The following is a 24,531-nucleotide window of genomic DNA, read 5'->3' as shown; positions in this document are numbered from 1 at the left end:
TTTTGGTGTAATTACTCTGTTTATCTTATGGATGGAACAAGTTAATAAAAATACACACGTTTAGTGATTTGTATATTCGGTGCTGTCTAAATGGACTAGTCTTTATACGAAAATGACCTGAACGGAGGAACAAAAACCACTAGGAGGAATTTATTATGGCAGCTATATCAATGAAGCAATTGCTAGAAGCTGGTGTACATTTTGGACATCAGACACGCCGTTGGAACCCGAAGATGAAAAAATACATCTTTACGGAACGTAATGGCATTTATATCATCGACCTACAAAAAACGGTTAAGAAGGTTGATGAAGCATACAACTATGTAAAAGAAATCGCAGCAAACGGCGGTACAGTTCTTTTCGTAGGTACTAAAAAACAAGCACAGGATTCTGTACGTGACGAAGCGATTCGTTCAGGTATGTATTATGTAAACCAACGTTGGTTGGGTGGTACACTTACTAATTTCCAAACAATCCGCAAACGTATCAATCGATTAAAATCCATTGAAAAAATGGAAGAAGATGGTACATTTGAAGTATTACCTAAAAAAGAAGTTGTTAATTTAAACAAAGAAAAAGATCGTTTAGTTAAATTCCTTGGTGGAATTAAAGAAATGACTAAAATTCCAGATGCTTTATTTGTTGTAGACCCTCGTAAAGAGCGTATCGCAATTGCTGAAGCACACAAATTAAATATTCCTATCATCGGTATTGTAGATACAAACTGTGATCCTGATGAGATCGACTATGTTATCCCTGCAAACGACGATGCTATTCGTGCTGTTAAACTTTTGACTTCAAAAATGGCAGATGCTATTTTAGAAGTGAAACAGGGAGAAGAAACGGAAGAAGTAGAAGTACAAGCAGAAGAATCTTCTGAAGAAGCTACTGCGGAATCAACTCAAGAATAATTTTAAAAAAGGTGGGGTGATAAGAGGATATGAACCTTTTATCACCTTTTTTAAAGAAAAAAATACATTGCTTAACTATTAAAAGGAGGATCTCTCATGGCTATTACTGCTCAAATGGTTAAAGAATTACGTGAAAAAACTGGTGCTGGGATGATGGATTGTAAAAAAGCACTTCAGGAAATGGATGGTAACATCGATGCTGCTATTGATTTTCTTCGTGAAAAAGGGATTGCTAAGGCTGCTAAGAAAGCAGACCGAATTGCAGCTGAGGGTTTAACGCATGTCGAAATTGATGGTAATAAAGCAGCAATTATTGAAGTGAACTGTGAAACTGACTTCGTTACAAAAAATGACCAATTCAAAAAATTATTAACGGACTTAGGTCAACATATTGTTACGCAACAGCCAAAAAGTGTTGAGGAAGCTTTACAACAAAAACTAAATGGTGAAGGAGAGACTGTTGAAACAGTTATCAATTCAGTTGTATCTACAATTGGAGAGAAAATCTCACTTCGTCGTTTCGCTACAATGGAAAAAGGCGATAATGATTCATTCGGTGCTTATCTGCACATGGGTGGTCGTATTGGTGTATTATCATTACTTGAAGGAACTACGGACGAGCAAATCGGGAAAGACATTTCCATGCATGTTGCAGCTGTTAACCCTCGTTATGTATCTCGTGATGCAGTATCTGAAGAAGAAGTAAATCATGAACGTGAAGTATTGAAGTCACAAGCTCTAAATGAAGGTAAACCTGAGAAAATTGTTGAAAAAATGGTTGAAGGCCGTTTAGGGAAATTCTTCGAAGAAATCGTTCTTTTAGAACAGAGCTTTGTAAAAGATCCAGATCAAAAAGTAAAAAAATATGTGGCTGATAAAGGTGCTTCTGTTAAAGCATTTGTTCGCTATGAAGTAGGCGAAGGAATGGAAAAACGTGAAGAAAACTTTGCTGAAGAAGTTATGAGCCAAATTAAAAAATAAGGTATTCAACCTGGAATAGGGGACATTTACTTGTTCCCTATTTTATAACCATTTTGAATAAAATCTAAATCTCTGTATACAGCGCATGAAAAAAATATTAAATTTCTATGGAGGTTAATATGACAACAGCACGGTACCGTAGAATTGTGTTAAAATTAAGTGGAGAAGCTTTAAGTGGTGATCAAGGTTATGGTATAGACCCTAAAGTAATTCACTCCATCGCCCAACAAGTAAAAGAAGTAGCCGAATTAGGTGTTGAAGTAGCTATCGTTGTTGGTGGAGGAAATATATGGCGCGGAAAAGTTGGAAGTGAAATGGGTATGGATCGTGCATCAGCAGACTACATGGGTATGCTTGCTACAATTATGAATTCACTTGCACTACAGGATGGTCTGGAGACAATTGGAATACAAACTAGAGTGCAGACATCAATCGAAATGCGTCAGGTTGCTGAGCCATACATAAGGAGAAAAGCGATTCGTCATTTAGAGAAAAAGCGTGTTGTCATCTTCGCAGCCGGTACAGGGAATCCTTATTTTTCAACGGATACTACAGCAGCGTTAAGAGCAGCAGAAATTGAAGCGGAAGTCATTTTGATGGCTAAAAATAATGTTGATGGTGTGTATACGGATGATCCAAAGTTAAACAAAGACGCGAAGAAGTATGAGAGCCTGACTTACATGGAAATGCTTAACGAAGATCTTGGTGTGATGGATTCAACAGCATCTTCCTTATGCATGGATAATGATATCCCATTAATTGTATTTTCGATTACAGAAGAAGGCAATATTAAAAGAGTTGTCGAAGGGGAAACAATCGGCACAACAATAAGGGGGAAATAAAAATGTCAGAAGCGATTATGAATCAGATGGAAGAAAAAATGAAACAGGCAATACAGGCATTTTCAAAAAGTTTAGCATCTGTAAGAGCAGGCAGAGCAAATCCAAGTCTTTTGGATAGCATTTACGTCGATTATTATGGTGCATCTACTCCATTAAACCAACTGGCAACTATTGGTGCTCCGGAAGCTAGGCTACTAACGATTACACCTTACGATAAAACAGTACTTTCAGATATTGAAAGAGCAATCCAAATTGCTAATCTTGGAGTGTCACCTTCAAGTGATGGCAATATCATCCGACTCAATATTCCTGCTTTAACGGAGGAAAGACGTAAGGATCTTGTTAAAGTTGTAGGGAAATATTCTGAAGAAGCTCGCATCCAAGTTCGTAATATTCGTCGGGATACGAATGATAATTTGAAGAAATTGGAAAAAAGTGGCGATATCACAGAAGATGATTTACGTGGTTTCCAAGATGACGTACAAAAATCAACCAATGATCATATTTCACAGATTGACGAAATTGCAAAAAATAAAGAAAAAGAAATATTGGAAGTATAAGTATAGAATTTGACAATTTAAAGACTTTTTACATTGCTTTACACATTATTTGTATCCGTGGTTCATATATTGCAGAGTAAGATGCAAAAGTCCTCTTATTAAAGGGGGCTTTTGTATTCTGATGTAATAATCGTTATAATGAAAAAGTGTAGTATAAATTATCCTGCGGGAATAAGTTATCCATTCTTTGCATTTAAAGAATTACGTTTAAAAGATTGTAGGTCAACAACATTTCGGGGGACAGACTATGTCGAGGAAAATTCCTTTTTTTAATACAAAAAAAACTAAAGAAATTGAAACGGAAACAGAGGGCATTGCTCCAAAACATGTAGCAATTATTATGGATGGAAATGGACGCTGGGCACAAAAGCGTGGTTTGCCACGAATTGCAGGGCATAAAGAAGGTGTTACTGCTGTAAACAAAATTGTCAAAGAAGCGGTGAAATCCAACGTAAAAATTCTTACTCTGTATACCTTTTCCACTGAAAACTGGAAAAGACCGAAGTCTGAAATCGATTTTATATTGAGATTACCTAAAGAATTTCTACATATTTATTTGCCGGAACTGATTTCCAATAATGTAAGAATAGATACAATTGGTGATTTTGATGCGCTTCCGGATTACACGAAAGATGCAGTTCAGTATGCCGTTGATAAAACAAAAAATAATGACGGTCTTTTATTGAACTTTGCTTTAAACTATGGTAGCAGACTGGAAATCGTTCATGCTGTTAAGCAAATTATAAATGATATCGATGAATCAAAACTATTGATTGATTCGTTGGACGATAACCAGTTTTCTAAATATTTATTTACAAATGGTCTATCTGACCCCGATTTGCTTATTCGAACCGGTGGTGAACAAAGGTTAAGTAATTTTATGTTGTGGCAGTTGGCGTATACAGAGTTTTGTTTCTCAGATGTGTTGTGGCCTGACTTCAATGAAACTAACTTTAAAAATGCAATTGAAGATTATAAGCAGCGGAAAAGAAGGTATGGAGGTATTTAAGGTGATGAAAGGCATATGAAACAACGAACGATAACAGCAATCCTTGCATTAATTGTACTCTTGCCCTTCGTTATTATGGGTGGCCTTCCATTTACCCTCTTGGTTTATGTAATTGCTACCGTTGGGCTATTGGAATTAATTAAAATGAGAAATTTAGGGAAGTATGTGACACCAACTATTTTGGTTCTAATTTTATTATGGTTGATTTTGATCCCAAGTTCTTCTTCAATATTGTCTACTAGCTGGTTTACCAAATTCGAAATGGTAGCCCTCATTATTCTTCTGTTGTTGGCATATACAGTACTGGTCAAAAATAAATTTACTTTTGACCATGTAGGGTTTATCCTTTTGTCAGCCTTCTATGTTGGCCTTGGATTTTTTTACCTAATTGAGACTCGGGATGGAACCAATGCATTAAGTAACATCCTTTATGCATTTTTCATCATATGGGCAACAGATACAGGAGCATATCTTTTTGGGCGTGCATTTGGGAAAAGAAAATTATGGCCTACAATCAGTCCTAATAAAACAGTTGAGGGTGCAATCGGTGGAATTGTACTTGCATGCGTAGTTGCGGTGATTTTTCACTTGGTAAATCCATTTCCGCACTCATATATGATTGTTATTGGTGTTACTATTGTTGCGTCCATTTTTGGACAAGTTGGTGACCTTGTAGAATCTGCTTTGAAACGTAATTATGGTGTCAAGGACTCAGGGAAACTTCTACCGGGTCATGGTGGAATATTGGATAGGTTTGATAGTTTATTATTCGTTCTTCCTTTACTCCATTTTATCCATTTCATATAAGTGTAGTAATTGTTAATTTACCAATATATAAATAAAACTTGAACATATCAACATAAACAGGTTAAAATTATCTGAAGTTAGAATATTTTTAGGAGTACTTGTTTACGTTTTTAAATAAAAAATAATACCCTGCTCCAATAAAAGGAAGGTGCTTCTATTGACCACTGTAATAGCATTTATTTTCATGTTTGGATTGCTGGTTTTTATTCATGAATGGGGCCACATGATATTTGCCAAACGTGCGGGCATGCTTGTACGCGAGTTTGCAATTGGATTTGGGCCGAAAATTTTCTCATTTACAAGAAACGAAACATTATACACGATACGTCTTATTCCAGCAGGTGGATATGTTCGTGTTGCGGGTGAAGACCCTGAGATTATTGAATTAAAACCAGGACACCATATCGGTCTTGAATTCAACGATGAGGGTAAAGTTTCCAAAATTATTGTTAATAATAAGTCCAAACATCCAAATGCGAGAGTCATTGAAGTAGAACATGCTGATCTTGATCACAAGCTTATTATCGATGGATATGAAATCGATGATGAAGATACAAGACTTCGGTTTGAAATAGATCGTAAAGCATTTTTCATAATGGATGAGCGGGAAACCCAAATTGCACCTTATGATCGTCAATTTGCCTCTAAAACTGTCGGACAACGGGGAATGCAGTTATTTGCAGGGCCGATGATGAACTTCATATTGGCAATATTCATCTTTATCGTCATTGGATTGGTTCAAGGAGTACCTGTGGAAGAAGCGAAATTGGGAGAAATATTACCTGATACGCCTGCAGAGGAAGCTGGATTCCAACCAGATGACGTCATTGTACAAATTGAAGATAATTCCGTTTCTACATGGGAAGAATTCACTTCCATTGTCAGAGAAAATCCCGGACAAGAATTAGATATGGTAATTTTACGAAATGATGCGGAAGAATCTATAACGGTGGTTCCTAATGAAGCAGAAGCTGTAGATCAAACAGGTGAACCTATCTCGATTGGACAAATCGGTGTATATCAAGGGTTTGAGAAATCAATTCCGAGAACATTCACATATGGATTCGAACAAACATATGAAACAACTAAAATGATCTTAACGAATTTAATGATGCTTGTTACTGGTCAAGTCTCGATTGAAATGTTGTCGGGTCCGGTTGGTATTTATGACGCTACAGATCAAGTAGTGCAGACAGGCTTTATGAATCTAATGCTATGGACAGCCATGTTAAGCATTAACTTAGGGATTATTAATTTAGTACCACTTCCGGCACTTGATGGTGGAAGATTGTTATTTGTTGGAATAGAAGCAGTTCGTGGAAAACCAATTGCTCCTGAAAAAGAAGGTATCTTCCATTTCGTTGGATTTGCATTTTTAATGCTTCTCATGCTTGTAGTTACATGGAATGATATTCAACGATTATTCTTATAAGTATTATACGTTTCAATGTAAGCTATGCCCTTGTCTTCTCTGACAAGGGCATAAGCTATTATCGCTTGGAATTTTTAAATTGTAGGAGGTGTAATAATGGACATATCCAAAAAAGAAAAAATGGAACTACTTTTGAAACAACTAGAGATGTCCAATGATTACATTACAAAATATTTTAAAGACAGTTACCTGGAGAAACTGGAAGTGTATAAAAGTACTAAAATATGGCATTTTCATATTCATATTGATTATGTCCTACCCATAGAAGTGTATCAGTTGTTTATGTCAAAGTTGCAGAATGCTTTTCAGCAAATTGCAAAAGTGGAGCTAACTATTGAAGCTGAAAATAAAAACTGTAATGATGTAACCATCCGTGGTTATTGGAAGCACTTTATTACATCACTAACACAATTATCTCCTGCATATAGAGACTTAGTACAAAATCAAATTCCTGAGGTCAACAATAATAAGCTTATGTTAACTGCGAGAAATGATGCAGAAGCGAGCGCTCTAAAGAAAAGGTTGGAAGCTGATTTTAGGAATTACTGCAGTAAAATCGGTGTTTTGGCTTATACACTTGACATTAATGTTAAAACCGATGCAGCTGATATTCAAAAGTTCAGAGATCAAAAAGCTATTGAAGATCAACAGTTAGTATTAAAAACGGTACAGGAAAAAGAAAAGCGGGATAAAGAAAAAGAAAATCATGAGAATAGACCGCTCGCCATTGGTTATAAAATAAAAGATGAGGCAATAACAATGGACCAAATTCTTGAGGAAGAACGTCGTGTGACGGTCCAAGGCTATATCTTTGCCTCCGAAGTGAGAGAATTGCGTTCTGGAAGAAGCCTGCTTATTATTAAAGCAACAGATTATACAGATTCCTTGCAAATAAAAATGTTCTCTAAAGGTGACGAAGATGCTGCGATGTTTGCAAATGTGAAAAAGGGAATGTGGATTAAAGCCAGAGGTAGCATTCAAACCGATATGTACACGAATGAACTTGCAATGATGGCTAATGATGTTCATGAAATAAAAGTAGCTACACGTATTGATAAAGCACCTGAAGATGATAGACGGGTGGAACTCCATGCGCATACGACGATGAGTCAGATGGATGCCGTAGTGTCCCCCGAAGTACTTGTTACTCAAGCAGCAAAATGGGGACATAAAGCAGTTGCCATTACAGATCATGCTGGGGTACAGGGCTTTCCAGATGCCCATGCTGCCGGGAAAAAGCATAATATTAAAATACTCTACGGTGTGGAGGCAAACTTGGTTGATGATGGTGTACCAATCGCTTATAACGAGTCTGATCGGGACCTTGAGAACGAAACGTTTGTCGTATTTGATGTGGAAACAACAGGTTTGTCGGCAGTTTACGATACGATAATTGAACTCGCGGCGGTTAAAATTCAAAAAGGTGAGATTACCGATCGCTTTGAATCATTCGCTAACCCTCATCACCCATTATCGGAAACCACTATTAATTTAACAGGTATTACGGATGATATGGTTAAAGATGCACCCGAAGTGGAGGATGTTCTAAAGGACTTCAATGAATGGATGGGAGACGGCATTCTTGTAGCGCATAATGCAAGTTTTGATATGGGATTTCTAAATCAAGGTTTCAAACGCTTTGATCAAGAAAAGGCAAAAAACCCGGTGATCGATACATTGGAACTTGCCAGATTTCTAATTCCTGAATTAAGAAATCACCGCTTAAATACGCTTTGCAAACATTTGGATATTGAACTGACACAGCACCACCGAGCAATCTATGATGCTGAAGCTACCGGTTATTTGTTATGGAAGCTTGTTCAAAAATTATTAGATAGAGATATTATCAATCATAATGAATTAAACAATCATATGGGGGAAGGGGATGCATATCAACGCTCTCGTCCATATCACTGTACAATACTCGCGCAAACACAGGAAGGTTTAAAAAATCTTTACAAGCTTGTTTCCAGTGCTCATATCGATTATTTCTACCGTGTACCACGGATTCCTAGATCACTTTTGAAAAAATGGCGTGGTGGACTAGTCATCGGTACTGCTTGCGATAAGGGTGAAGTTTTCGAGACCATGATGCAAAAATCGGCTGAAGAAGCTGAACAGGCAGCAGAATTTTACGATTATATCGAAGTTCAGCCACCTGCTAATTATGCGCATTTAATTGAAAAAGACTTAGTCCAAAACGAATCGCAAATCCTGGATATTATAAAAAAATTAGTTGAGCTGGGTAAACGAATGAATAAACCTGTGGTTGCGACTGGAAACGTCCATTATATAGATGATCATGATAAACAGTACCGTCAAATATTAATAGGAGCACAGGCTGGAAACCCATTAAACAGGCAAACGCTTCCTGACACACCATTCCGTACGACAACTGAAATGCTGGAATGTTTCAAATTTCTTGGTGATGATGTTGCATATGAGATTGTCGTCAAGAATTCCAATGCTATAGCAGATCAAATGGAAGAACTCTCTCCAGTAAGAGACGGGTTATATACCCCAACAATCGACGGCGCAGAGCAAGATATGCGTGATCTCTGCTATACAAGAGCTGAGAAGATTTATGGAAAGCCTGTACCAAAGATCGTAGTAGATCGCCTTGAGAAAGAACTGGACAGTATTATAGGAAATGGATTCGCTGTAATTTATCTTATCTCACATAAACTGGTTAAAAAGTCACTTGATGATGGTTATTTAGTTGGTTCAAGGGGTTCTGTAGGTTCATCCTTTGTTGCAACGATGACTGAAATAACAGAAGTAAATCCGTTAGTGCCGCATTATGTTTGTGAGAAATGCCATTACAATGAATTTATATCAGATGGCTCAGTTGCGAGCGGATTTGACTTGCCTGATAAAAAATGTCCTGAATGTGATGCGGAATTAACAAAAGATGGACAGGATATTCCGTTTGAAACATTCCTTGGATTTAAAGGGGATAAAGTTCCTGATATTGATTTGAACTTTTCTGGAGCTTATCAACCAAGAGCACATAATTATACAAAGGAATTATTTGGAGTTGATTATGTATATCGTGCGGGAACAATTGGAACCATTGCAGAAAAGACGGCCTATGGTTATGTTAAAGGATATGCATCAGATAAGCAGTTAGTATATAAAAATGCTGAAGTAGATCGCCTTGTTCAAGGATGTACAGGAGTAAAACGAACAACTGGACAGCATCCAGGCGGAATTATTGTTGTTCCGGAAAATATGGATATTTATGATTTTACACCAATACAATTTCCGGCAGATGATCGAAATAGCGAATGGCGAACAACCCACTTTGATTTCCATTCGATACATGATAATTTGTTGAAACTGGATATACTCGGTCACGATGATCCCACCGTTATTCGTATGTTACAGGATCTTAGTGGAATTGATCCGAAAACAATCCCGACAGATGATGCAGAAGTAATGAAAATTTTCTCGGGACCAGAGGCGCTTGGTGTCACTCCTGAGCAAATTAATTGTAAAACTGGCACATTGGGAGTACCAGAGTTTGGAACGAAATTTGTTAGGCAGATGCTTGAAGATACAAAACCAAATAGTTTTGCAGAACTATTAATTATTTCTGGTCTATCTCACGGAACGGACGTTTGGTTAGGGAATGCTCAAGACTTAATTAACGATGGGATATGTGAACTGCCTGATGTTATTGGTTGTCGTGATGACATTATGGTTTATTTAATGCATAAAGGACTCGAACCCGCACTAGCATTTAAAATTATGGAATTTGTACGTAAGGGGAAAGGCCTACAGGATGAATGGATAGTAGAAATGAGAAAAAACAATGTTCCTGACTGGTACATTGAATCCTGTAAAAAGATTAAATATATGTTTCCAAAGGCCCATGCAGCAGCTTATGTATTAATGGCTGTACGTATTGCCTATTTTAAAGTTCATCATCCTATTCTCTTTTATGCAGCTTATTTTACAGTAAGAGCGGATGACTTTGAATTAGATTCCATGGTAAAAGGTTCAACTGCACTTCGCAGTCGAATGGAAAGCATCACAGTAAAAGGAAACGATGCTACACCGAAAGAAAAAAGCTTGCTGACAGTATTGGAACTTTCTCTTGAAATGTGTGAACGAGGTTTCTCCTTTAAAAAAGTGGATTTGTATAAATCCAGTGCGACAGACTTTATCGTGGATGGCGATAGTTTGCTCCCACCATTCAATGCAGTTGATGGATTGGGAACGAATGCAGCCCTCAATATTGTAAAGGCTCGTGAAGATGGGGAGTTCCTATCTAAAGAAGACCTGCGTGAAAGAAGTAAGATTTCAAAAACTGTTTTGGAAACTTTAGACAATCAAGGTTGTATGGAAGGTATGGCGGATAAGAATCAATTATCCTTATTTTAATAACTCGACTTCGCAGAGTGAAATTGATAAATAAGACTAGGTAGAAATAGGAGGGATTCTCAAATATCGCAGTTGCAATAGTTGAGAAAGCAGCCTTCCTTTCACCAAAGTTGAGAAACGAATAACACGAAAAAATAAAGCAGTGGTGACGCTGCTTTATTTTTTCGTGTTAAGGCTGTTGTGGAGGTACATGTTATCCTCCTGTTAGCAATTATGCTATAATAATGAAAGATTTTATTAATAAATTATATCAATGCTTATTTTTATACTTTTTCTAGGGGATGATTATATGAATTTAAATTACGATGGGGATCAGGAGATAAAAGATTTTATTATAGAAAATAGAGAAGATTTTGAAAGAATGCTATTGGAGGAAGCTGAACAGGTTCGCGATAAAGTGGAGGAGATTAACTTAATCGGTAATATAAATTTACTGGAAAATGCCTATAATCTTGTTATAAGTGTTGTGGATAATAAGCCGGAAGCTGTAACGGAGCTTGCAACGAGAGAAGGTATTGCATGGGCCGGTCATAACCTGACACTTGCTTTTAAGCTGGAGTGGATTCAGGCTATACGGAAAACGCTTTGGGAATTTCTTTATGAGTATGATCGTATTGGTGAGAAGCTGAATCAAAAAGAGGAATATTATAACTTACAGATTAATATTAATAGTTTGGTTGATGAATTTTTCCGTTCCTTCTTTTTAAGTTACTCTACATACAAGGATCAATTAATTGAATCAAAAAATGAGCTGGTCGAGAGTCTTTCCGCACCAATTATTCCTGTAACAGGAAAAGTAAGTATTTTACCACTAATTGGTATGTTAGACGAATTCCGTGGTAATATTATTGAAGAAAAGGTCTTAAACGATATTAGTCAAAAAGGTGTACAAACTTTAATAATTGATCTTTCAGGTCTCGCTAAAATGGATGGTAACGCTATCCAGTTATTCATAAAGTTGATGGATGGAATTACCATGATGGGTTGTAAAGGGATCATTACTGGAATGAGGCCAGAAGTAGTTTCACATTTTATCAATAGGGACTTGAGCCATGGTAATAATATTGAAACGAAAGCAACACTCCAACAAGCATTAGGGGATTTCCTCGAAGTAAAGTAGTGGAGCAGGTACAAATCTTGCACTGAAAATTCTCTTATGCTATACTATATTCTGGAAAGTAACGATACGGACGGTTTGAAAGAGTGGGTTTTTAGCCCGCTCTTTCTTCATACTGTTTTCGATTTTAGAAAAGCTTCCCCTCGCCACAACAACCGGCAGGGGTTTTATATTGATTTTGGAAGTTTTCAGATGAAATTGTCCAGAATGGTTTATAATAAGCATAAATACAGCTATATTAAGGAGGACGTAAGTTGAGCTCCCAAGTAATTAAAATTACTGAAGAATTATTAAATCCCATTTTAAAAGAAAAAAATTTGCAACTTGCAGATATTGAGTATGTTAAAGAAGGAAAGAATTGGTTCTTAAGGGTTTATATTGATAAAGAAGGCGGAGTCGATATTGTAGAATGTGGAGAAGTATCTGAGCAACTAAGTGAAAAATTGGATGAAACCGATCCGATAACAGAAGCTTATTTTCTGGAAGTTTCCTCACCCGGAGTGGAACGACCTTTAAAATCAAAAGAAGACTTTGTGAAAAATATAAATAACAATGTTTTCATAAAGCTTTACGAACGGATCGATGGAGAAAAAGAATTTGAAGGAATATTAAAGGCGTTTAAAGATGACACAGTGACAATTGAATACAAAATTAAAACAAGGAAAAAGCAGGTAGAAATACCATACGACAAGATAGCAAAAGCAAGACTTGCTGTTATGTTTTAATTGAAGGGGGAAAACAATAGTGAGCAGTCAGTTGTTTGATGCGATTGATAATTTGGCAAAGGAAAAAGGGATCGATAAATCTATTCTAATGGAAGCATTGGAAGCCGCCCTGATTTCAGCTTATAAAAAGAATTTCAAATCTGCAACCAACGTTAGGATCGAACTTAATGAAACAACCGGTAAGATGAGTGTGTATTCTAGAAAAGCAGTAGTAGAAGAAACTGAGGATGCTCAACTTGAAATTTCACTGGAAGAGGCAAAAAAAATAGACCCGAATTATTCATTGGAAGACGTTATAGAAGTGGAAGTGACGCCTAAAGATTTCGGACGTATTGCTGCACAGGCAGCAAAACAGGTTGTGACACAACGCGTGCGCGAAGCTGAACGTGGCGTTATATTCTCTGAATATATTGATCGTGAGGAAGATGTCATGACAGGTATCATACAGCGAATGGATCCACGTTTTGTATATGTTAATCTTGGGAAAATTGAAGCGAAGCTAGCTGAAGCCGAACAGATGCCGACAGAGGAATATCATGTTCATGATCGCTTAAAAGTGTTTGTTACTAAAGTGGAAAATACAAGTAAGGGACCACAAATCTATATTTCTAGATCACATCCTGGTCTATTGAAACGTTTATTTGAAATGGAAGTCCCTGAGATCTTTGATGGAACTGTGGAAATTAAATCAGTTGCAAGAGAGGCTGGCGACCGCTCAAAAATCTCTGTTTTTGCACAAGATCCAGAAGTGGACCCGGTTGGTTCATGTGTTGGTCAAAAGGGTCAGCGTGTACAAGCAATCGTCAATGAACTAAAGGGCGAAAAAATCGATATCGTTGAATGGTCAGAAGACCCTGTCGTTTACGTTTCAAATGCTTTAAGCCCTTCTAAAGTAGTTGATGTCTTAGTAAACGAAGAGGAAAAAGCTACCACAGTTATTGTACCTGATTATCAATTGTCACTTGCTATAGGGAAACGTGGTCAGAATGCTAGGCTTGCTGCTAAGCTTACAGGATGGAAGATAGACATCAAGAGCGAAACAGAAGCAAGAGAAGAAGGTCTGTTAACAGTATCCGATAACGAAGATTCCTATTCTGACAAAGACGAGGACTTGTTTGAATAAGGGAGGGCTTAAAAATGGTTCAAAAAAGAAAGATACCTGAAAGAAAATGCGTTGTAACAAATGAAATGAAACCAAAAAAGGATCTAATACGCGTTGTGCGTAATAAAGAAGGAGAAGTCTTTGTCGATCCAACTGGTAAAAAAAATGGAAGAGGCGCATATTTATCGCGTGATCTTGATGTTATTCTAAAAGCGGAAAAATCAAATGTGCTGAATCGGACACTAAATGCAGAAGTGGACGCTTCCATTTATGAAGAACTTAAGCAACTTATTAATGGTAATGATCATGAAAAATAATTACTTAAACCTGATTGGTCTCGCTCATCGTGCGGGTAAACTTTCCCTCGGTGAAGAGACAATTTTAAAAGATATTCGCTCAAACAGGGCAAAACTGGTTCTTTTGGCAAGTGATATCGGACCACAGACGAAGAAAAAACTAACAAACAAATGTAAGTATTATGAAGTACCTTTTATCATTGCAGATGATAGAGAAACGTTATCAAATGCAATTGGAAAATCCCATAGAGTAGCTATTGCTATCTTGGACGCAGGTTTTGCTACTAAGATAAAGTCGTTACTCGGGTAATCAAATTCGGGGGTGAACGTATGAGTAAAATGCGTGTATATGAATATGCAAAACAAAACAATACAACCAGTAAAGATGTAATCAATTATTTAACTACTTTAAACGTAGAAGTTTCCAACCATATGTCAACAATTTCAGATGATGTGGTGAAAAAATTGGATGAGAAGTTTAATCCTAAAGCAAAACAATCAAAACCAGAAGCTGTTAAACCGGCAGTAAAAAGCACAAGCCAAGGTACATCCAATAATCAAAAAAAGCAGAATCCAAACCAGACAGCAAAAAGCAGTAACCAAAAAGGCGGATTCAGAAACAATGGTCAGCAAAACAGACCAAATCACAACAACAAAAATAAGAAACAAAATGGTCCTAAAAAAGGGAATAAGCCACCAGTAGTTCAACAAAAGATTGTTAAAGAAACACCTAAAAAAATTACGTACAGCGATACATTAACTGTAAGTGACCTGGCATCAAAGTTAAATAAAGAGGCTGCTGAGTTAATTAAAAAATTGATGTTTATGGGTGTCATGGCTACTAAAAATCAGGATTTAGACGATGAGGCTATTGAATTGATTTGTGGTGAGTACGATGTTGAAGTAGAAAAAGAAATCATATTGGAAGATACTGATTTTAATAAATATATCGAAGAAGATAAAGAAGAAAATCTAATTGAAAGACCAGCTGTTGTTACAATTATGGGTCACGTTGATCATGGTAAAACAACGTTGCTTGATTCCATTCGCCATACGAAAGTAACTGCTGGGGAAGCAGGCGGAATTACCCAGCATATTGGTGCTTATCAGGTTGAAAATGAAGGCAAAAAAGTAACTTTCCTTGATACTCCTGGTCACGCGGCATTTACAAGCATGCGCTCCCGTGGTGCACAAGTAACAGATATTGCTATTTTGGTAGTTGCAGCTGATGATGGTGTTATGCCGCAAACAGTTGAAGCAATTAACCACTCTAAGGCAGCTGGTGTACCAATCATCGTTGCAGTAAATAAAATCGATAAAGAAGGTGCAAATCCGGATCGCGTTATGCAGGAATTAACAGAGTACGAGTTAATACCTGAAGATTGGGGCGGAAGCACAATTTTTGTAAACCTTTCTGCATTAAATAATGAAGGAATCGATAATTTACTTGAGATGATTTTACTTGTTGCAGAAGTTGAGGAATTAAAAGCAAATCCGAATGCATCAGCATCAGGTACGGTAATTGATGCAAAATTGGATAAAGGAAGAGGATCTGTTTCCACATTACTCGTCCAAAATGGAACATTGCACGTAGGAGATACGGTTGTAGTCGGTAATACGTATGGTCGTGTCCGTGCAATGGTAAATGATATTGGTAAACGTGTAACTGAAGTTGGACCTTCCACACCGGTGGAAATCACAGGACTACATGATGTTCCTCAGGCGGGAGATCAATTCCTAGTATTTGAAGATGAAAAGAAAGCTCGTCAAATCGGTGAAGCTCGTCAGCAGAAACATATTGTAGCAAATCGTGGCGAGCAGACTAAAGTTAGCTTGGATGATTTATTTGAGAAAATAAAGCAAGGTGAAATGAAAGAATTGAATATCATCGTTAAGGGAGATGTTCAAGGTTCCGTTGAAGCTTTGGCAGCGTCTTTACGTAAGATAGAAGTGGAAGGCGTCAACATTAAAATCATTCACACTGGAGTAGGTGCAATTACCGAATCTGATATTATTCTTGCTTCAGCATCCAATGCAATTGTTATCGGTTTTAATGTACGACCGGATGTAAATGCAAAAAATGCAGCTGAATCAGAAAAAGTAGATCTTCGTCTACACAGAGTAATATACAGTGCTATTGAAGAAATAGAGTCCGCTATGAAAGGATTACTGGATCCTGAATTTGAAGAGAAAGTAATTGGGCAAGCTGAAGTTCGTGAAATATTTAAGGTGTCTAAGATTGGTACAATTGCAGGAAGCTATGTAACTGAAGGTAAAATCACTCGCAATGCAGGTGTTAGACTTATCCGTGATGGTGTTGTTCTTTATGAAGGGGAATTATTGGCACTTAAACGATTTAAGGATGATGTTAAGGAAGTTGCGAAAAACTATGAATGTGGTATAACAATTGCCAATTTCAACGATATTAAAGAAGGCGACATTATTGAAGCCTTTGTCATGGAAGAAATTAAACGCAAATGATCGTATATGCTGAAGTAGAGTGTATCATGTATGAAGGACATTCACTGAAGGCAAAACGCTCCGTAATGAAAAAGATATTTGCGAAATTGCATAATAATTTTAATGTCGCTGTCACTGAGCTTGACTATCATGATTTGTGGCAGCGGACTAAAATTGGAATAGTAGCAATTTCAACGGACTACATCCATGCGGAAAAGATAATAAACAATGCACTAGGAACGATTGATGGCTATACAGAGCTTGAACGCACCATAACAAATGTGGAGAGATTATAATAAGTCTCATTTTAACTGAGGTGAATGAATTGGCTGAATTAAGAGCAAACCGAGTAGCTGAACAAATGAAAAAAGAATTAACTGATATTCTAGCTCGTAAAATAAAGGACCCGCGAGTTGGGTTTGTTACAGTAACAGATGTAGAAGTCACTGGAGATCTCCAGCAGGCAAAAGTCTTTATTTCTGTTCTGGGTGATGAAAAGAAAAAACAAGATACACTTTTGGGGCTTGCTAAAGCAAAAGGATTTATCCGGTCAGAAATTGGTAGCCGCATCCGACTGCGCAAAACTCCGGAATTGACTTTTGAGTTTGATGAAGCCTTCGAATACGGGAACAGAATTGAAACTATTCTGAGAGATTTAAATAAATAAAATGATGTAATCTGACCTGTTCAAAGCAAATGTAGCGGGTCAGATTTTTTCCATACCCGAATTATATTATTACTACCTAACGGAGGCTGGTAAGATGGATGGTATTTTGCCATTATGGAAGCCAAAAGGATTTACATCGCATGATTGTGTTATGAAATGTCGCAAATTATTTAAAACAAAAAAGGTTGGGCATACCGGTACTCTTGATCCAGAAGTGGAAGGTGTTTTACCAATTTGTATCGGACAGGCAACAAAAATTGTTCCTTTTCTCACAGATACGAGAAAAACGTATATTGCCGAATTGAAACTTGGTTCCGCAACGGATACGGAAGATGCACATGGAAATGTTGTCGAGCAAATGGAAATCGATGATATGCCTTCTGAAGTTGAGATTAATTCTGTGATAAAATCGTTTAGAGGTAAAATTGTGCAAATCCCACCAATGTATTCTGCAGTGAAAGTCAATGGGAAAAAACTTTACGAATATGCAAGAGCAAATGAATCGGTGGAGCGACCAAAAAGGGAAGTAATGATTTATGAACTTGATAAATTATCGTATGATCCATCGAATTATACAATTCGTATGAAGATTGTTTGTTCAAAAGGTACATATATTCGAACATTATGTGTGGATATTGGGAAAGAATTAGGTTATCCAGCTCATATGTCTGAACTGGTACGGACAGAAACCGGTTCATTTTCCGAGAAAAATACGGTCACATTTGATATTATAGAAGAAGCGGTTGGAAAAAATGAGCAAAATCAATTACTTCGGCCCATTTTAGAAGGAGTTAACCATCTGGATATACTTCAAGTTGACGACGAAACTAAAAATAAAGTAATGAATGGCCAGAAGTTGCAAAAACCGGATGAGAAACTTGACACAAATCCATTTGTTGTAATGCATAATGAAAAATTATTAGCAATCTATCAACAACACCCTGAAAAACCAGAACAAATAAAACCAGTTCGTGTTTTCAGTGAATGATTATAAAGTGCAGGTGAAGATTATGAGAACGATCGAGTTGACTTATCCACACACATTAGCATTGGAAGAACTGCCAGAGACAGTCTGTGCTATTGGTTTCTTTGATGGCATACATAAAGGGCATCAAGAAGTTATAAAGACAGCTGTTAAAGAAGCTGAAACCAGACAGATGGATAGTGCCGTCATTACATTTCATCCACATCCATCTGTCGTTTTAAAAAAAGGTGTACAGCATGTGAAATATATTACACCGATGAAACAGAAACAGGAACTATTAAAAAGACTTCATGTCGATCGTCTGTATATTATTAAATTTAACGAGGAACTTTCAAATTTATCGCCACAAGAATTTATTGATCATTTTATTATTGGTTTGAATATAAAGCATCTTACAGCAGGATTTGATTATTCTTTTGGCCATAAAGGAAAAGGTAATATGGAAAATATAAAGGAATATACGCGAGATAAATTCAGTTATACAGCAATTGATAAAGTTACAATGGAAGATGATAAAGTTAGTTCTACGAAGATTCGTGAGCTAATGAAAAACGGTAAGGTGGATGCAGCAAACCATCTACTTGGTAGACCATTGACCTTTAGTGGTATCGTGGTTAAAGGGGACCAACGTGGTAAGGAATTAGGTTATCCAACTGCCAATCTTGACTTACATGAAGATGTGTTGCTGCCAAAGCCAGGAATTTATGCCGTCAGAGTTATTTATAAAAATGAGATTTATGAAGGTATGGCAAACATCGGTACAAATCCCACTTTTACTGCAGATAGAGAAGATCTATCTACCGAAGTAAATATTTTTGATTACAATAATGATTTATATGGGGAAGAGTTACTAGTGGAATGGCATAAATACATTAGGGAAGAAGAAAAATATGATAATGTGGATGCTTTAATTACGCAAATGGCACTAGATGAAAGAAATATTAGAGCTTACTTTCATAGTAAATTACAATAAAAGGATTACAACACTTGGACTTGATTTTTTTCTTGAGAAGCGTTATGCTTGTTTATGTAAAACCGTCCCTTGGCAAATCGTAACTCCGACGTTTGCTGGGAGACTGGGGATATAATAATAATACCAGGAGGTGCACCAGATGGCTATTACACAAGAACGTAAAAATGAAATCATTAATGAATACAAAGTTCATGATACTGACACTGGTTCTCCAGAAGTACAAATCGCTGTACTTACTGAGGATATCAATTCTTTGAACGAACATTTACGTGTTCATAAGAAAGATCATCATTCACGCCGTGGTCTTTTGAAAATGGTTGGTAAACGTCGTAACTTACTTACTTACCTACGTAACAATGACGTTACTCGTTACCGTGATTTAATTAAAAAACTCGGTTTACGCCGATAATTTACTTGAAAAGCAGGAGAAATCCTGCTTTTTCTATTATTACTTAGGAAATGTTCAAAGTGAAAGTGGTATGCTTTATTACGCCATTAATAGGCACATACAGCTCAAGCACTAAGCACATAGGGCTTCCCTCTTATTACTATTAATTCTTGACTACATAAATGCTTGATTTAAATTTTATCTTTCCAATCAGAATCCATTATATAGTTGCGGTTTGATTCCTGTACTTCTATAGTTTATTCTATAGAGAGAAACGCTAGCGTATGCAAGACTTTAGGATAAAATTTACATTTAGTTTTATAAACTATAAAATGACAATAGAAAGTTGTATTGAAAGGAGCACTATTACTAATGGCAGAAGAAAAACAAATATTCTCCACAGAAATCTCAGGAAAGAAATTTACCGTTGAAACTGGAGAACTGGCGAAACAAGCAAATGGTGCATGTATGATTCATTACGGGGATACATCCGTATTATCTGTAGCTACTGCATCGAAAAATCCTAAAGATTTACCATTTTTCCCTTTAACAGTTAACTATGAAGAACGATTATATGCGGTAGGTAAAATTCCTGGAGGATTTATTAAACGTGAAGGGCGCCCAAGTGAGAAAGCGATATTGTCTTCCCGTTTAATTGACCGTCCTATTCGACCTTTATTTCCAGATGGTTTCAGGAATGAAGTTCAAGTTATTAGCACTGTTATGAGTGTAGACCAGGATTGTCCTTCTGAAATCGCAGCAATGATCGGTTCATCAATTGCCCTCTCGATTTCCAATATTCCGTTTGCAGAACCAATTGCTGGTGTTAATGTTGGACGAGTTGATGGAGAATTTATTATTAATCCGACGATTGAACAAGAAGCGAAAAGCGATATTGAATTAACGGTTGCTGGAACAAAAGATGCCATTAACATGGTAGAAGCTGGAGCAGATGAAGTACCTGAAGAGGTGATGCTTGAAGCAATCATGTTTGGACATAATGAAATTAAACGTCTTGTTTCATTCCAGGAGGAGATTGTAAAAGCTGCTGGTGTCGAGAAATCGGATATTAAATTATTTGAATTGGATGAAGAATTAACAGCTAAAGTGGAAGCTGAGGCAAAAGATAAATTAATTGAAGCAATTCAAGTGCAAGAAAAGCACGCTAGAGAAGAAGCCATTTCACATACAAAAGAAGAAGTACTACAAGCATATGAAGAAGAAGAAGCTGATGTGGTTAAGCAAGTTAAATCCATTTTGGATAAAATGGTTAAGGAAGAAGTTCGCAGATTGATCACAAAAGAGAAAATTCGTCCTGATGGTCGTAAACCAGCAGAGATCCGTCCATTATCATCCCGTATTCACGTTCTACCAAGGACACATGGTTCAGGATTATTCACACGTGGACAAACACAAGCTTTAAGTGTATGTACATTAGGTGCATTAGGTGACGTTCAAATTCTGGATGGCTTGGATCTAGAAGAGTCTAAACGCTTCATGCATCATTATAATTTCCCGCAGTATAGTGTCGGTGAAACTGGACCAATTAGAGGACCAGGTCGTCGTGAAATTGGCCATGGTGCATTAGGTGAACGGGCACTTGAAAAAGTCATTCCAAATGATAAAGATTTTCCTTATACAATTCGTTTAGTTTCAGAAGTATTAGAATCCAATGGTTCGACCTCCCAGGCAAGTATTTGTGCTAGTACATTAGCTATGATGGATGCTGGCGTACCGATTAAAGCACCTGTAGCTGGAATAGCAATGGGTCTTGTGAAATCCGGTGAAGATTATACAATCCTAACAGATATTCAAGGTATGGAAGATGCCTTAGGAGACATGGACTTTAAAGTTGCAGGAACAGCTGAGGGTGTAACAGCACTGCAAATGGATATTAAAATAGATGGCTTATCGAGAGAAATTCTTGAAGAAGCGTTAACACAAGCTAAAAAAGGACGGATGCAGATTCTTGAATCTATGCTCGCTACAATTAATGAGCCTAAGACAGAGCTTTCTGAGTTTGCACCAAAAATCCTTACCATGTCCATTAATCCAAACAAAATCCGCGATGTTATTGGGCCGAGCGGTAAACAAATTAACAAAATCATTGAGGAAACAGGTGTTAAGATTGACATCGAACAAGATGGAAGTGTATTTATTTCATCAACTGACTCTTCTATGAATGATCAAGCGAAGAAAATCATTGAAGATCTTGTACGTGAAGTTGAAGTCGGTCAGATGTATTTAGGAACGGTAAAACGTATTGAAAAGTTTGGTGCGTTTGTTGAACTATTTAAAGGAAAAGATGGTTTGGTACACATTTCCGAATTGGCTGAAGAGCGAACAAATAAAGTAGAAGATGCTGTTTCTATTGGTGATCAGATTATGGTTAAGGTTAAAGAAGTGGATCGTCAAGGACGTGTTAATCTTTCCCGAAAAGCTGTATTACTGGAAGAAAAGGAAAGAACTGAAAATGCCAAGCAACAATAAAATTATAGGAATGAAAAAAGAAGCTGAATAATCCAGTTTCTTTTTTTTCTTCTACCGCTTTTAATATTCATTCATACTTGTCCTTCATGTGCATAGGAATGTAAGGGGAGGGGTATGTATGGGTAATTACAGAAAGTATGTAAACTTATTTGTATTTTTAATTCTTGTGGTGACAGTGTTTGATATTGAATATAATCCGTTTGCTTTTAATCCGCCAATATTGGATACACAGACTACAGTTCAAAGTGATACGTTATATATGGAAATAGAAGAAAATAGTAAAATCCTTTTTCAGAAACCTCAAAATGCTTATATTGATGAGGTATGGAAAAAGACGGCTGGTAGAAACGGTTTGAAAGTAAATGTGGATAAATCATATGAAAAAATGAAATCAAACGGCATCTATGATGAATCTTTACTCGTGTATGAACAAATAACTCCTGAAATTACATTGAGCGATTTACCTGCCTCACCAATTTACCGTGGCCATCCAGAAAAAAAGATGGTAGCATTATTGATCAATGTTTCTTGGGGAGAGGAATATATTCCAGAGATTTTAAGTATCCTAAAGGAAAATAAAGTGAAAGCAACTTTCTTTGTTGAAGGTAAATGGGGAAAAGCGAATGCAGAGCTTGTAAAGATGATCGACGAACAGGGACATGTAATTGGTAACCATGCTTACAACCATCCGGATATGGCAAAGTTGTCTGCTCAACAAAACATTAATCAAATCGATCAGACAAATCAAATATTGAAAGCAATTACAGGTAAAAAACCAAAATGGTTTGCCCCTCCGAGTGGCAGTTACAATGATCAAGTAATTCAGTCGGCTTATAATTTAAATATGGAAACCATTCTTTGGACCGTTGATACGATTGATTGGAAGAATCCATCTGTTTCTGTTATGATTAATCGCGTAAAAGAAAAACTACATCCTGGTGCCACGTTGCTTATGCATCCGACATCTTCAACTACAAATGGAATGCATCAACTTATAAAATTAATTAAAGATAACGGATACAAAATAGGAACGATTGATTTACTTCTCAGTGAAGACAGGTAGTGTATCCAAAAGACCTGTTTCAGAAATATTAGGAGGGAAAGTATTGATAGATAAGCATATAAGCAAAAATGGTTTACGTATTGTATTGGAAAAGATACCGGCAGTCCGTTCTGTGACAATTGGTATATGGGTACTTACTGGTTCTAGAAATGAAACCATTGAAAATAATGGAATTTCCCATTTTTTGGAGCATATGTTTTTTAAGGGAACAAAGACCCGATCGGCACAAGATATAGCCGAAGCATTTGATTCTATCGGTGGGCAAATTAACGCATTCACATCAAAGGAATATACGTGTTATTATGCGAAGGTATTAGATACCCATAAAGATTATGCTTTGGAAATACTTGCTGATATGTTTTTTAATTCTACTTTTGACGAAGAAGAAATGGAACGAGAAAAGAAAGTGGTATATGAGGAAATAAAAATGTATGATGATACGCCCGATGATATTGTACATGATTTACTGGCAAAAGCATCCTACGGGGACCATCCATTGGGTTATCCGATTTTAGGCACTGAAAAACAATTAAAAACCTTTGACCCAAATCTGCTTAGGAAATATGTTGAACAACGGTACACACCTGATAATGTAGTTGTTTCCATTGCTGGGAATGTGGAGGATTCTTTTATCCATACCGTTGAAAGTTACTTTGGCAATTATGAATATCCTAAAGATACCAATGTAATCTTAAAACCATCTTTTCTTGCTGATTCGATTGAGCGAAATAAAGATACAGAGCAGGCACATCTATGTCTAGGTTTTGAAGGACTTCCTCAAGGTGAAGATAATATATACAGTCTTGTTATTATGAATAATGTACTTGGTGGAAGTATGAGTTCCAGACTTTTCCAAGATATTCGGGAAAAGCAAGGACTTGCATATTCAGTCTTCTCCTATCATTCAACATTTTTGGATAATGGATTACTTACGATCTATGCTGGTACCGGGAAAGATCAGTTATCGTTGCTAAGAGACACCATTAAAAAGACAGTGGATATCATGATCAAAGACGGTCTTTCAGATAAAGAACTGCGAAACAGCAAGGAGCAGCTAAAAGGAAGCTTAATGCTTAGTTTGGAAAGCACAAATAGTAGGATGTCAAGAAACGGCAGAAATGAACTACTGCTTCAGCGTCATCGCACATTGGACGAAATGATTCGAGAAATAGACGCAGTCAGTCATGATTCGGTTGAGCAAGTAATAAAGCAAGTATTTAATAATCCGGCATCAAGTGCACTAATTGCGCCAGCTAATAATAATTAAAAAAACGGTTTCAAACCAGTTATGGTCTGAAGCCGTTTTTGCTCATTTTTAAGAAGGCTTAAAAAATAAT

The 24,531-nt window shown here is 36.8% G+C and carries 22 protein-coding genes; all 22 read left to right on the top strand.

Annotation, left to right across the window (positions count from 1 at the left end; genetic code table 11):
- Positions 1–155 precede the first annotated feature (155 nt).
- The 22 genes from rpsB (at position 156) to ACFOUV_RS04640 (ending at position 24,461) form a co-directional block, all read left to right on the top strand.
- A complete protein-coding gene (rpsB, locus tag ACFOUV_RS04745; protein WP_379495602.1) occupies positions 156–911 on the top strand; it encodes a 30S ribosomal protein S2 in 756 nt (251 codons plus the stop codon).
- A 96-nt stretch (positions 912–1,007) separates the two neighbouring features.
- A complete protein-coding gene (tsf, locus tag ACFOUV_RS04740) occupies positions 1,008–1,892 on the top strand; it encodes a translation elongation factor Ts (RefSeq protein WP_379495601.1) in 885 nt (294 codons plus the stop codon).
- A gap of 119 nt (positions 1,893–2,011) precedes the next feature.
- Positions 2,012–2,734, top strand: a complete 723-nt coding sequence (gene pyrH / locus ACFOUV_RS04735) for a UMP kinase (RefSeq protein ID WP_379495600.1) — start codon at positions 2,012–2,014, stop codon at positions 2,732–2,734.
- Positions 2,735–2,736: 2 nt separating this feature from the next.
- Entirely contained in the window at positions 2,737–3,294 is a 558-nt protein-coding gene (gene frr, locus ACFOUV_RS04730; protein ID WP_379495599.1) for a ribosome recycling factor, read from the top strand.
- A gap of 247 nt (positions 3,295–3,541) precedes the next feature.
- Positions 3,542–4,303, top strand: a complete 762-nt coding sequence (locus ACFOUV_RS04725; protein ID WP_379495598.1) for an isoprenyl transferase — start codon at positions 3,542–3,544, stop codon at positions 4,301–4,303.
- A gap of 15 nt (positions 4,304–4,318) precedes the next feature.
- On the top strand, positions 4,319–5,110 hold the full coding sequence (locus tag ACFOUV_RS04720) for a phosphatidate cytidylyltransferase (protein ID WP_379495597.1): 792 nt from the start codon (positions 4,319–4,321) through the stop codon (positions 5,108–5,110).
- A gap of 157 nt (positions 5,111–5,267) precedes the next feature.
- On the top strand, positions 5,268–6,542 hold the full coding sequence (gene rseP / locus ACFOUV_RS04715) for an RIP metalloprotease RseP (RefSeq protein WP_379495596.1): 1,275 nt from the start codon (positions 5,268–5,270) through the stop codon (positions 6,540–6,542).
- Between the two features lie 96 nt (positions 6,543–6,638).
- Positions 6,639–10,928 (top strand): PolC-type DNA polymerase III, encoded by a 4,290-nt coding sequence (locus ACFOUV_RS04710; protein ID WP_379495595.1) that lies wholly within the window; start codon positions 6,639–6,641, stop codon positions 10,926–10,928.
- Between the two features lie 289 nt (positions 10,929–11,217).
- A complete protein-coding gene (locus tag ACFOUV_RS04705; protein WP_379495594.1) occupies positions 11,218–12,048 on the top strand; it encodes an STAS domain-containing protein in 831 nt (276 codons plus the stop codon).
- A gap of 251 nt (positions 12,049–12,299) precedes the next feature.
- Positions 12,300–12,770: a ribosome maturation factor RimP gene (gene rimP / locus ACFOUV_RS04700; protein WP_379495593.1), complete on the top strand. Its 471-nt coding sequence runs from the start codon at positions 12,300–12,302 to the stop codon at positions 12,768–12,770.
- 19 nt (positions 12,771–12,789) lie between these two features.
- A complete protein-coding gene (gene nusA / locus ACFOUV_RS04695; protein WP_379495592.1) occupies positions 12,790–13,893 on the top strand; it encodes a transcription termination factor NusA in 1,104 nt (367 codons plus the stop codon).
- 14 nt (positions 13,894–13,907) lie between these two features.
- On the top strand, positions 13,908–14,189 hold the full coding sequence (rnpM, locus tag ACFOUV_RS04690) for an RNase P modulator RnpM (protein ID WP_379495591.1): 282 nt from the start codon (positions 13,908–13,910) through the stop codon (positions 14,187–14,189).
- Positions 14,179–14,478: a L7Ae/L30e/S12e/Gadd45 family ribosomal protein gene (locus ACFOUV_RS04685; protein ID WP_379495761.1), complete on the top strand. Its 300-nt coding sequence runs from the start codon at positions 14,179–14,181 to the stop codon at positions 14,476–14,478. Before rnpM ends, ACFOUV_RS04685 begins: the two co-directional genes overlap by 11 nt.
- A gap of 20 nt (positions 14,479–14,498) precedes the next feature.
- Entirely contained in the window at positions 14,499–16,649 is a 2,151-nt protein-coding gene (gene infB / locus ACFOUV_RS04680) for a translation initiation factor IF-2 (protein ID WP_379495590.1), read from the top strand.
- A complete protein-coding gene (locus ACFOUV_RS04675) occupies positions 16,646–16,924 on the top strand; it encodes a DUF503 domain-containing protein (RefSeq protein ID WP_379495589.1) in 279 nt (92 codons plus the stop codon). Before infB ends, ACFOUV_RS04675 begins: the two co-directional genes overlap by 4 nt.
- Before the next feature lie 29 nt (positions 16,925–16,953).
- Complete coding sequence (gene rbfA, locus ACFOUV_RS04670) at positions 16,954–17,295, top strand: 30S ribosome-binding factor RbfA (RefSeq protein WP_379495588.1); 342 nt, start codon at positions 16,954–16,956, stop codon at positions 17,293–17,295.
- Positions 17,296–17,389: 94 nt separating this feature from the next.
- Entirely contained in the window at positions 17,390–18,283 is an 894-nt protein-coding gene (gene truB, locus ACFOUV_RS04665) for a tRNA pseudouridine(55) synthase TruB (protein ID WP_379495587.1), read from the top strand.
- Between the two features lie 22 nt (positions 18,284–18,305).
- The gene (locus ACFOUV_RS04660; RefSeq protein ID WP_379495586.1) at positions 18,306–19,253 is read left to right on the top strand and encodes a bifunctional riboflavin kinase/FAD synthetase; all 948 of its coding nucleotides are present in this window, start codon (positions 18,306–18,308) and stop codon (positions 19,251–19,253) included.
- 139 nt (positions 19,254–19,392) lie between these two features.
- Positions 19,393–19,662: a 30S ribosomal protein S15 gene (rpsO, locus tag ACFOUV_RS04655; RefSeq protein ID WP_379495585.1), complete on the top strand. Its 270-nt coding sequence runs from the start codon at positions 19,393–19,395 to the stop codon at positions 19,660–19,662.
- A 351-nt stretch (positions 19,663–20,013) separates the two neighbouring features.
- A complete protein-coding gene (locus ACFOUV_RS04650) occupies positions 20,014–22,131 on the top strand; it encodes a polyribonucleotide nucleotidyltransferase (RefSeq protein WP_379495584.1) in 2,118 nt (705 codons plus the stop codon).
- 118 nt (positions 22,132–22,249) lie between these two features.
- The gene (locus tag ACFOUV_RS04645) at positions 22,250–23,194 is read left to right on the top strand and encodes a polysaccharide deacetylase family protein (RefSeq protein ID WP_379495583.1); all 945 of its coding nucleotides are present in this window, start codon (positions 22,250–22,252) and stop codon (positions 23,192–23,194) included.
- A gap of 43 nt (positions 23,195–23,237) precedes the next feature.
- Positions 23,238–24,461, top strand: a complete 1,224-nt coding sequence (locus tag ACFOUV_RS04640; protein WP_379495582.1) for a M16 family metallopeptidase — start codon at positions 23,238–23,240, stop codon at positions 24,459–24,461.
- Positions 24,462–24,531 lie beyond the last annotated feature (70 nt).

This window comes from Oceanobacillus longus, assembly GCF_042650085.1.
GTDB classification, from domain to species: Bacteria; Bacillota; Bacilli; order Bacillales; family Amphibacillaceae; genus Oceanobacillus; species Oceanobacillus longus.
The sequence above is the reverse complement of the archived record's forward strand: the minus strand, read 5'-3'. Positions and strand labels throughout refer to the sequence as shown.

Coding starts and splice junctions, on each gene's coding strand:
- ACFOUV_RS04685 (WP_379495761.1), top strand. CDS start 14,179: ATGAAAAATAATTACTTAAACCTGATTGGTCTCGCTCATCGTGCGGGT.
- rpsB (WP_379495602.1), top strand. CDS start 156: ATGGCAGCTATATCAATGAAGCAATTGCTAGAAGCTGGTGTACATTTT.
- ACFOUV_RS04705 (WP_379495594.1), top strand. CDS start 11,218: ATGAATTTAAATTACGATGGGGATCAGGAGATAAAAGATTTTATTATA.
- pyrH (WP_379495600.1), top strand. CDS start 2,012: ATGACAACAGCACGGTACCGTAGAATTGTGTTAAAATTAAGTGGAGAA.
- ACFOUV_RS04725 (WP_379495598.1), top strand. CDS start 3,542: ATGTCGAGGAAAATTCCTTTTTTTAATACAAAAAAAACTAAAGAAATT.
- frr (WP_379495599.1), top strand. CDS start 2,737: ATGTCAGAAGCGATTATGAATCAGATGGAAGAAAAAATGAAACAGGCA.
- rpsO (WP_379495585.1), top strand. CDS start 19,393: ATGGCTATTACACAAGAACGTAAAAATGAAATCATTAATGAATACAAA.
- ACFOUV_RS04710 (WP_379495595.1), top strand. CDS start 6,639: ATGGACATATCCAAAAAAGAAAAAATGGAACTACTTTTGAAACAACTA.
- ACFOUV_RS04645 (WP_379495583.1), top strand. CDS start 22,250: ATGGGTAATTACAGAAAGTATGTAAACTTATTTGTATTTTTAATTCTT.
- tsf (WP_379495601.1), top strand. CDS start 1,008: ATGGCTATTACTGCTCAAATGGTTAAAGAATTACGTGAAAAAACTGGT.
- ACFOUV_RS04720 (WP_379495597.1), top strand. CDS start 4,319: ATGAAACAACGAACGATAACAGCAATCCTTGCATTAATTGTACTCTTG.
- infB (WP_379495590.1), top strand. CDS start 14,499: ATGAGTAAAATGCGTGTATATGAATATGCAAAACAAAACAATACAACC.
- ACFOUV_RS04650 (WP_379495584.1), top strand. CDS start 20,014: ATGGCAGAAGAAAAACAAATATTCTCCACAGAAATCTCAGGAAAGAAA.
- rnpM (WP_379495591.1), top strand. CDS start 13,908: ATGGTTCAAAAAAGAAAGATACCTGAAAGAAAATGCGTTGTAACAAAT.
- ACFOUV_RS04660 (WP_379495586.1), top strand. CDS start 18,306: ATGAGAACGATCGAGTTGACTTATCCACACACATTAGCATTGGAAGAA.
- truB (WP_379495587.1), top strand. CDS start 17,390: ATGGATGGTATTTTGCCATTATGGAAGCCAAAAGGATTTACATCGCAT.
- ACFOUV_RS04675 (WP_379495589.1), top strand. CDS start 16,646: ATGATCGTATATGCTGAAGTAGAGTGTATCATGTATGAAGGACATTCA.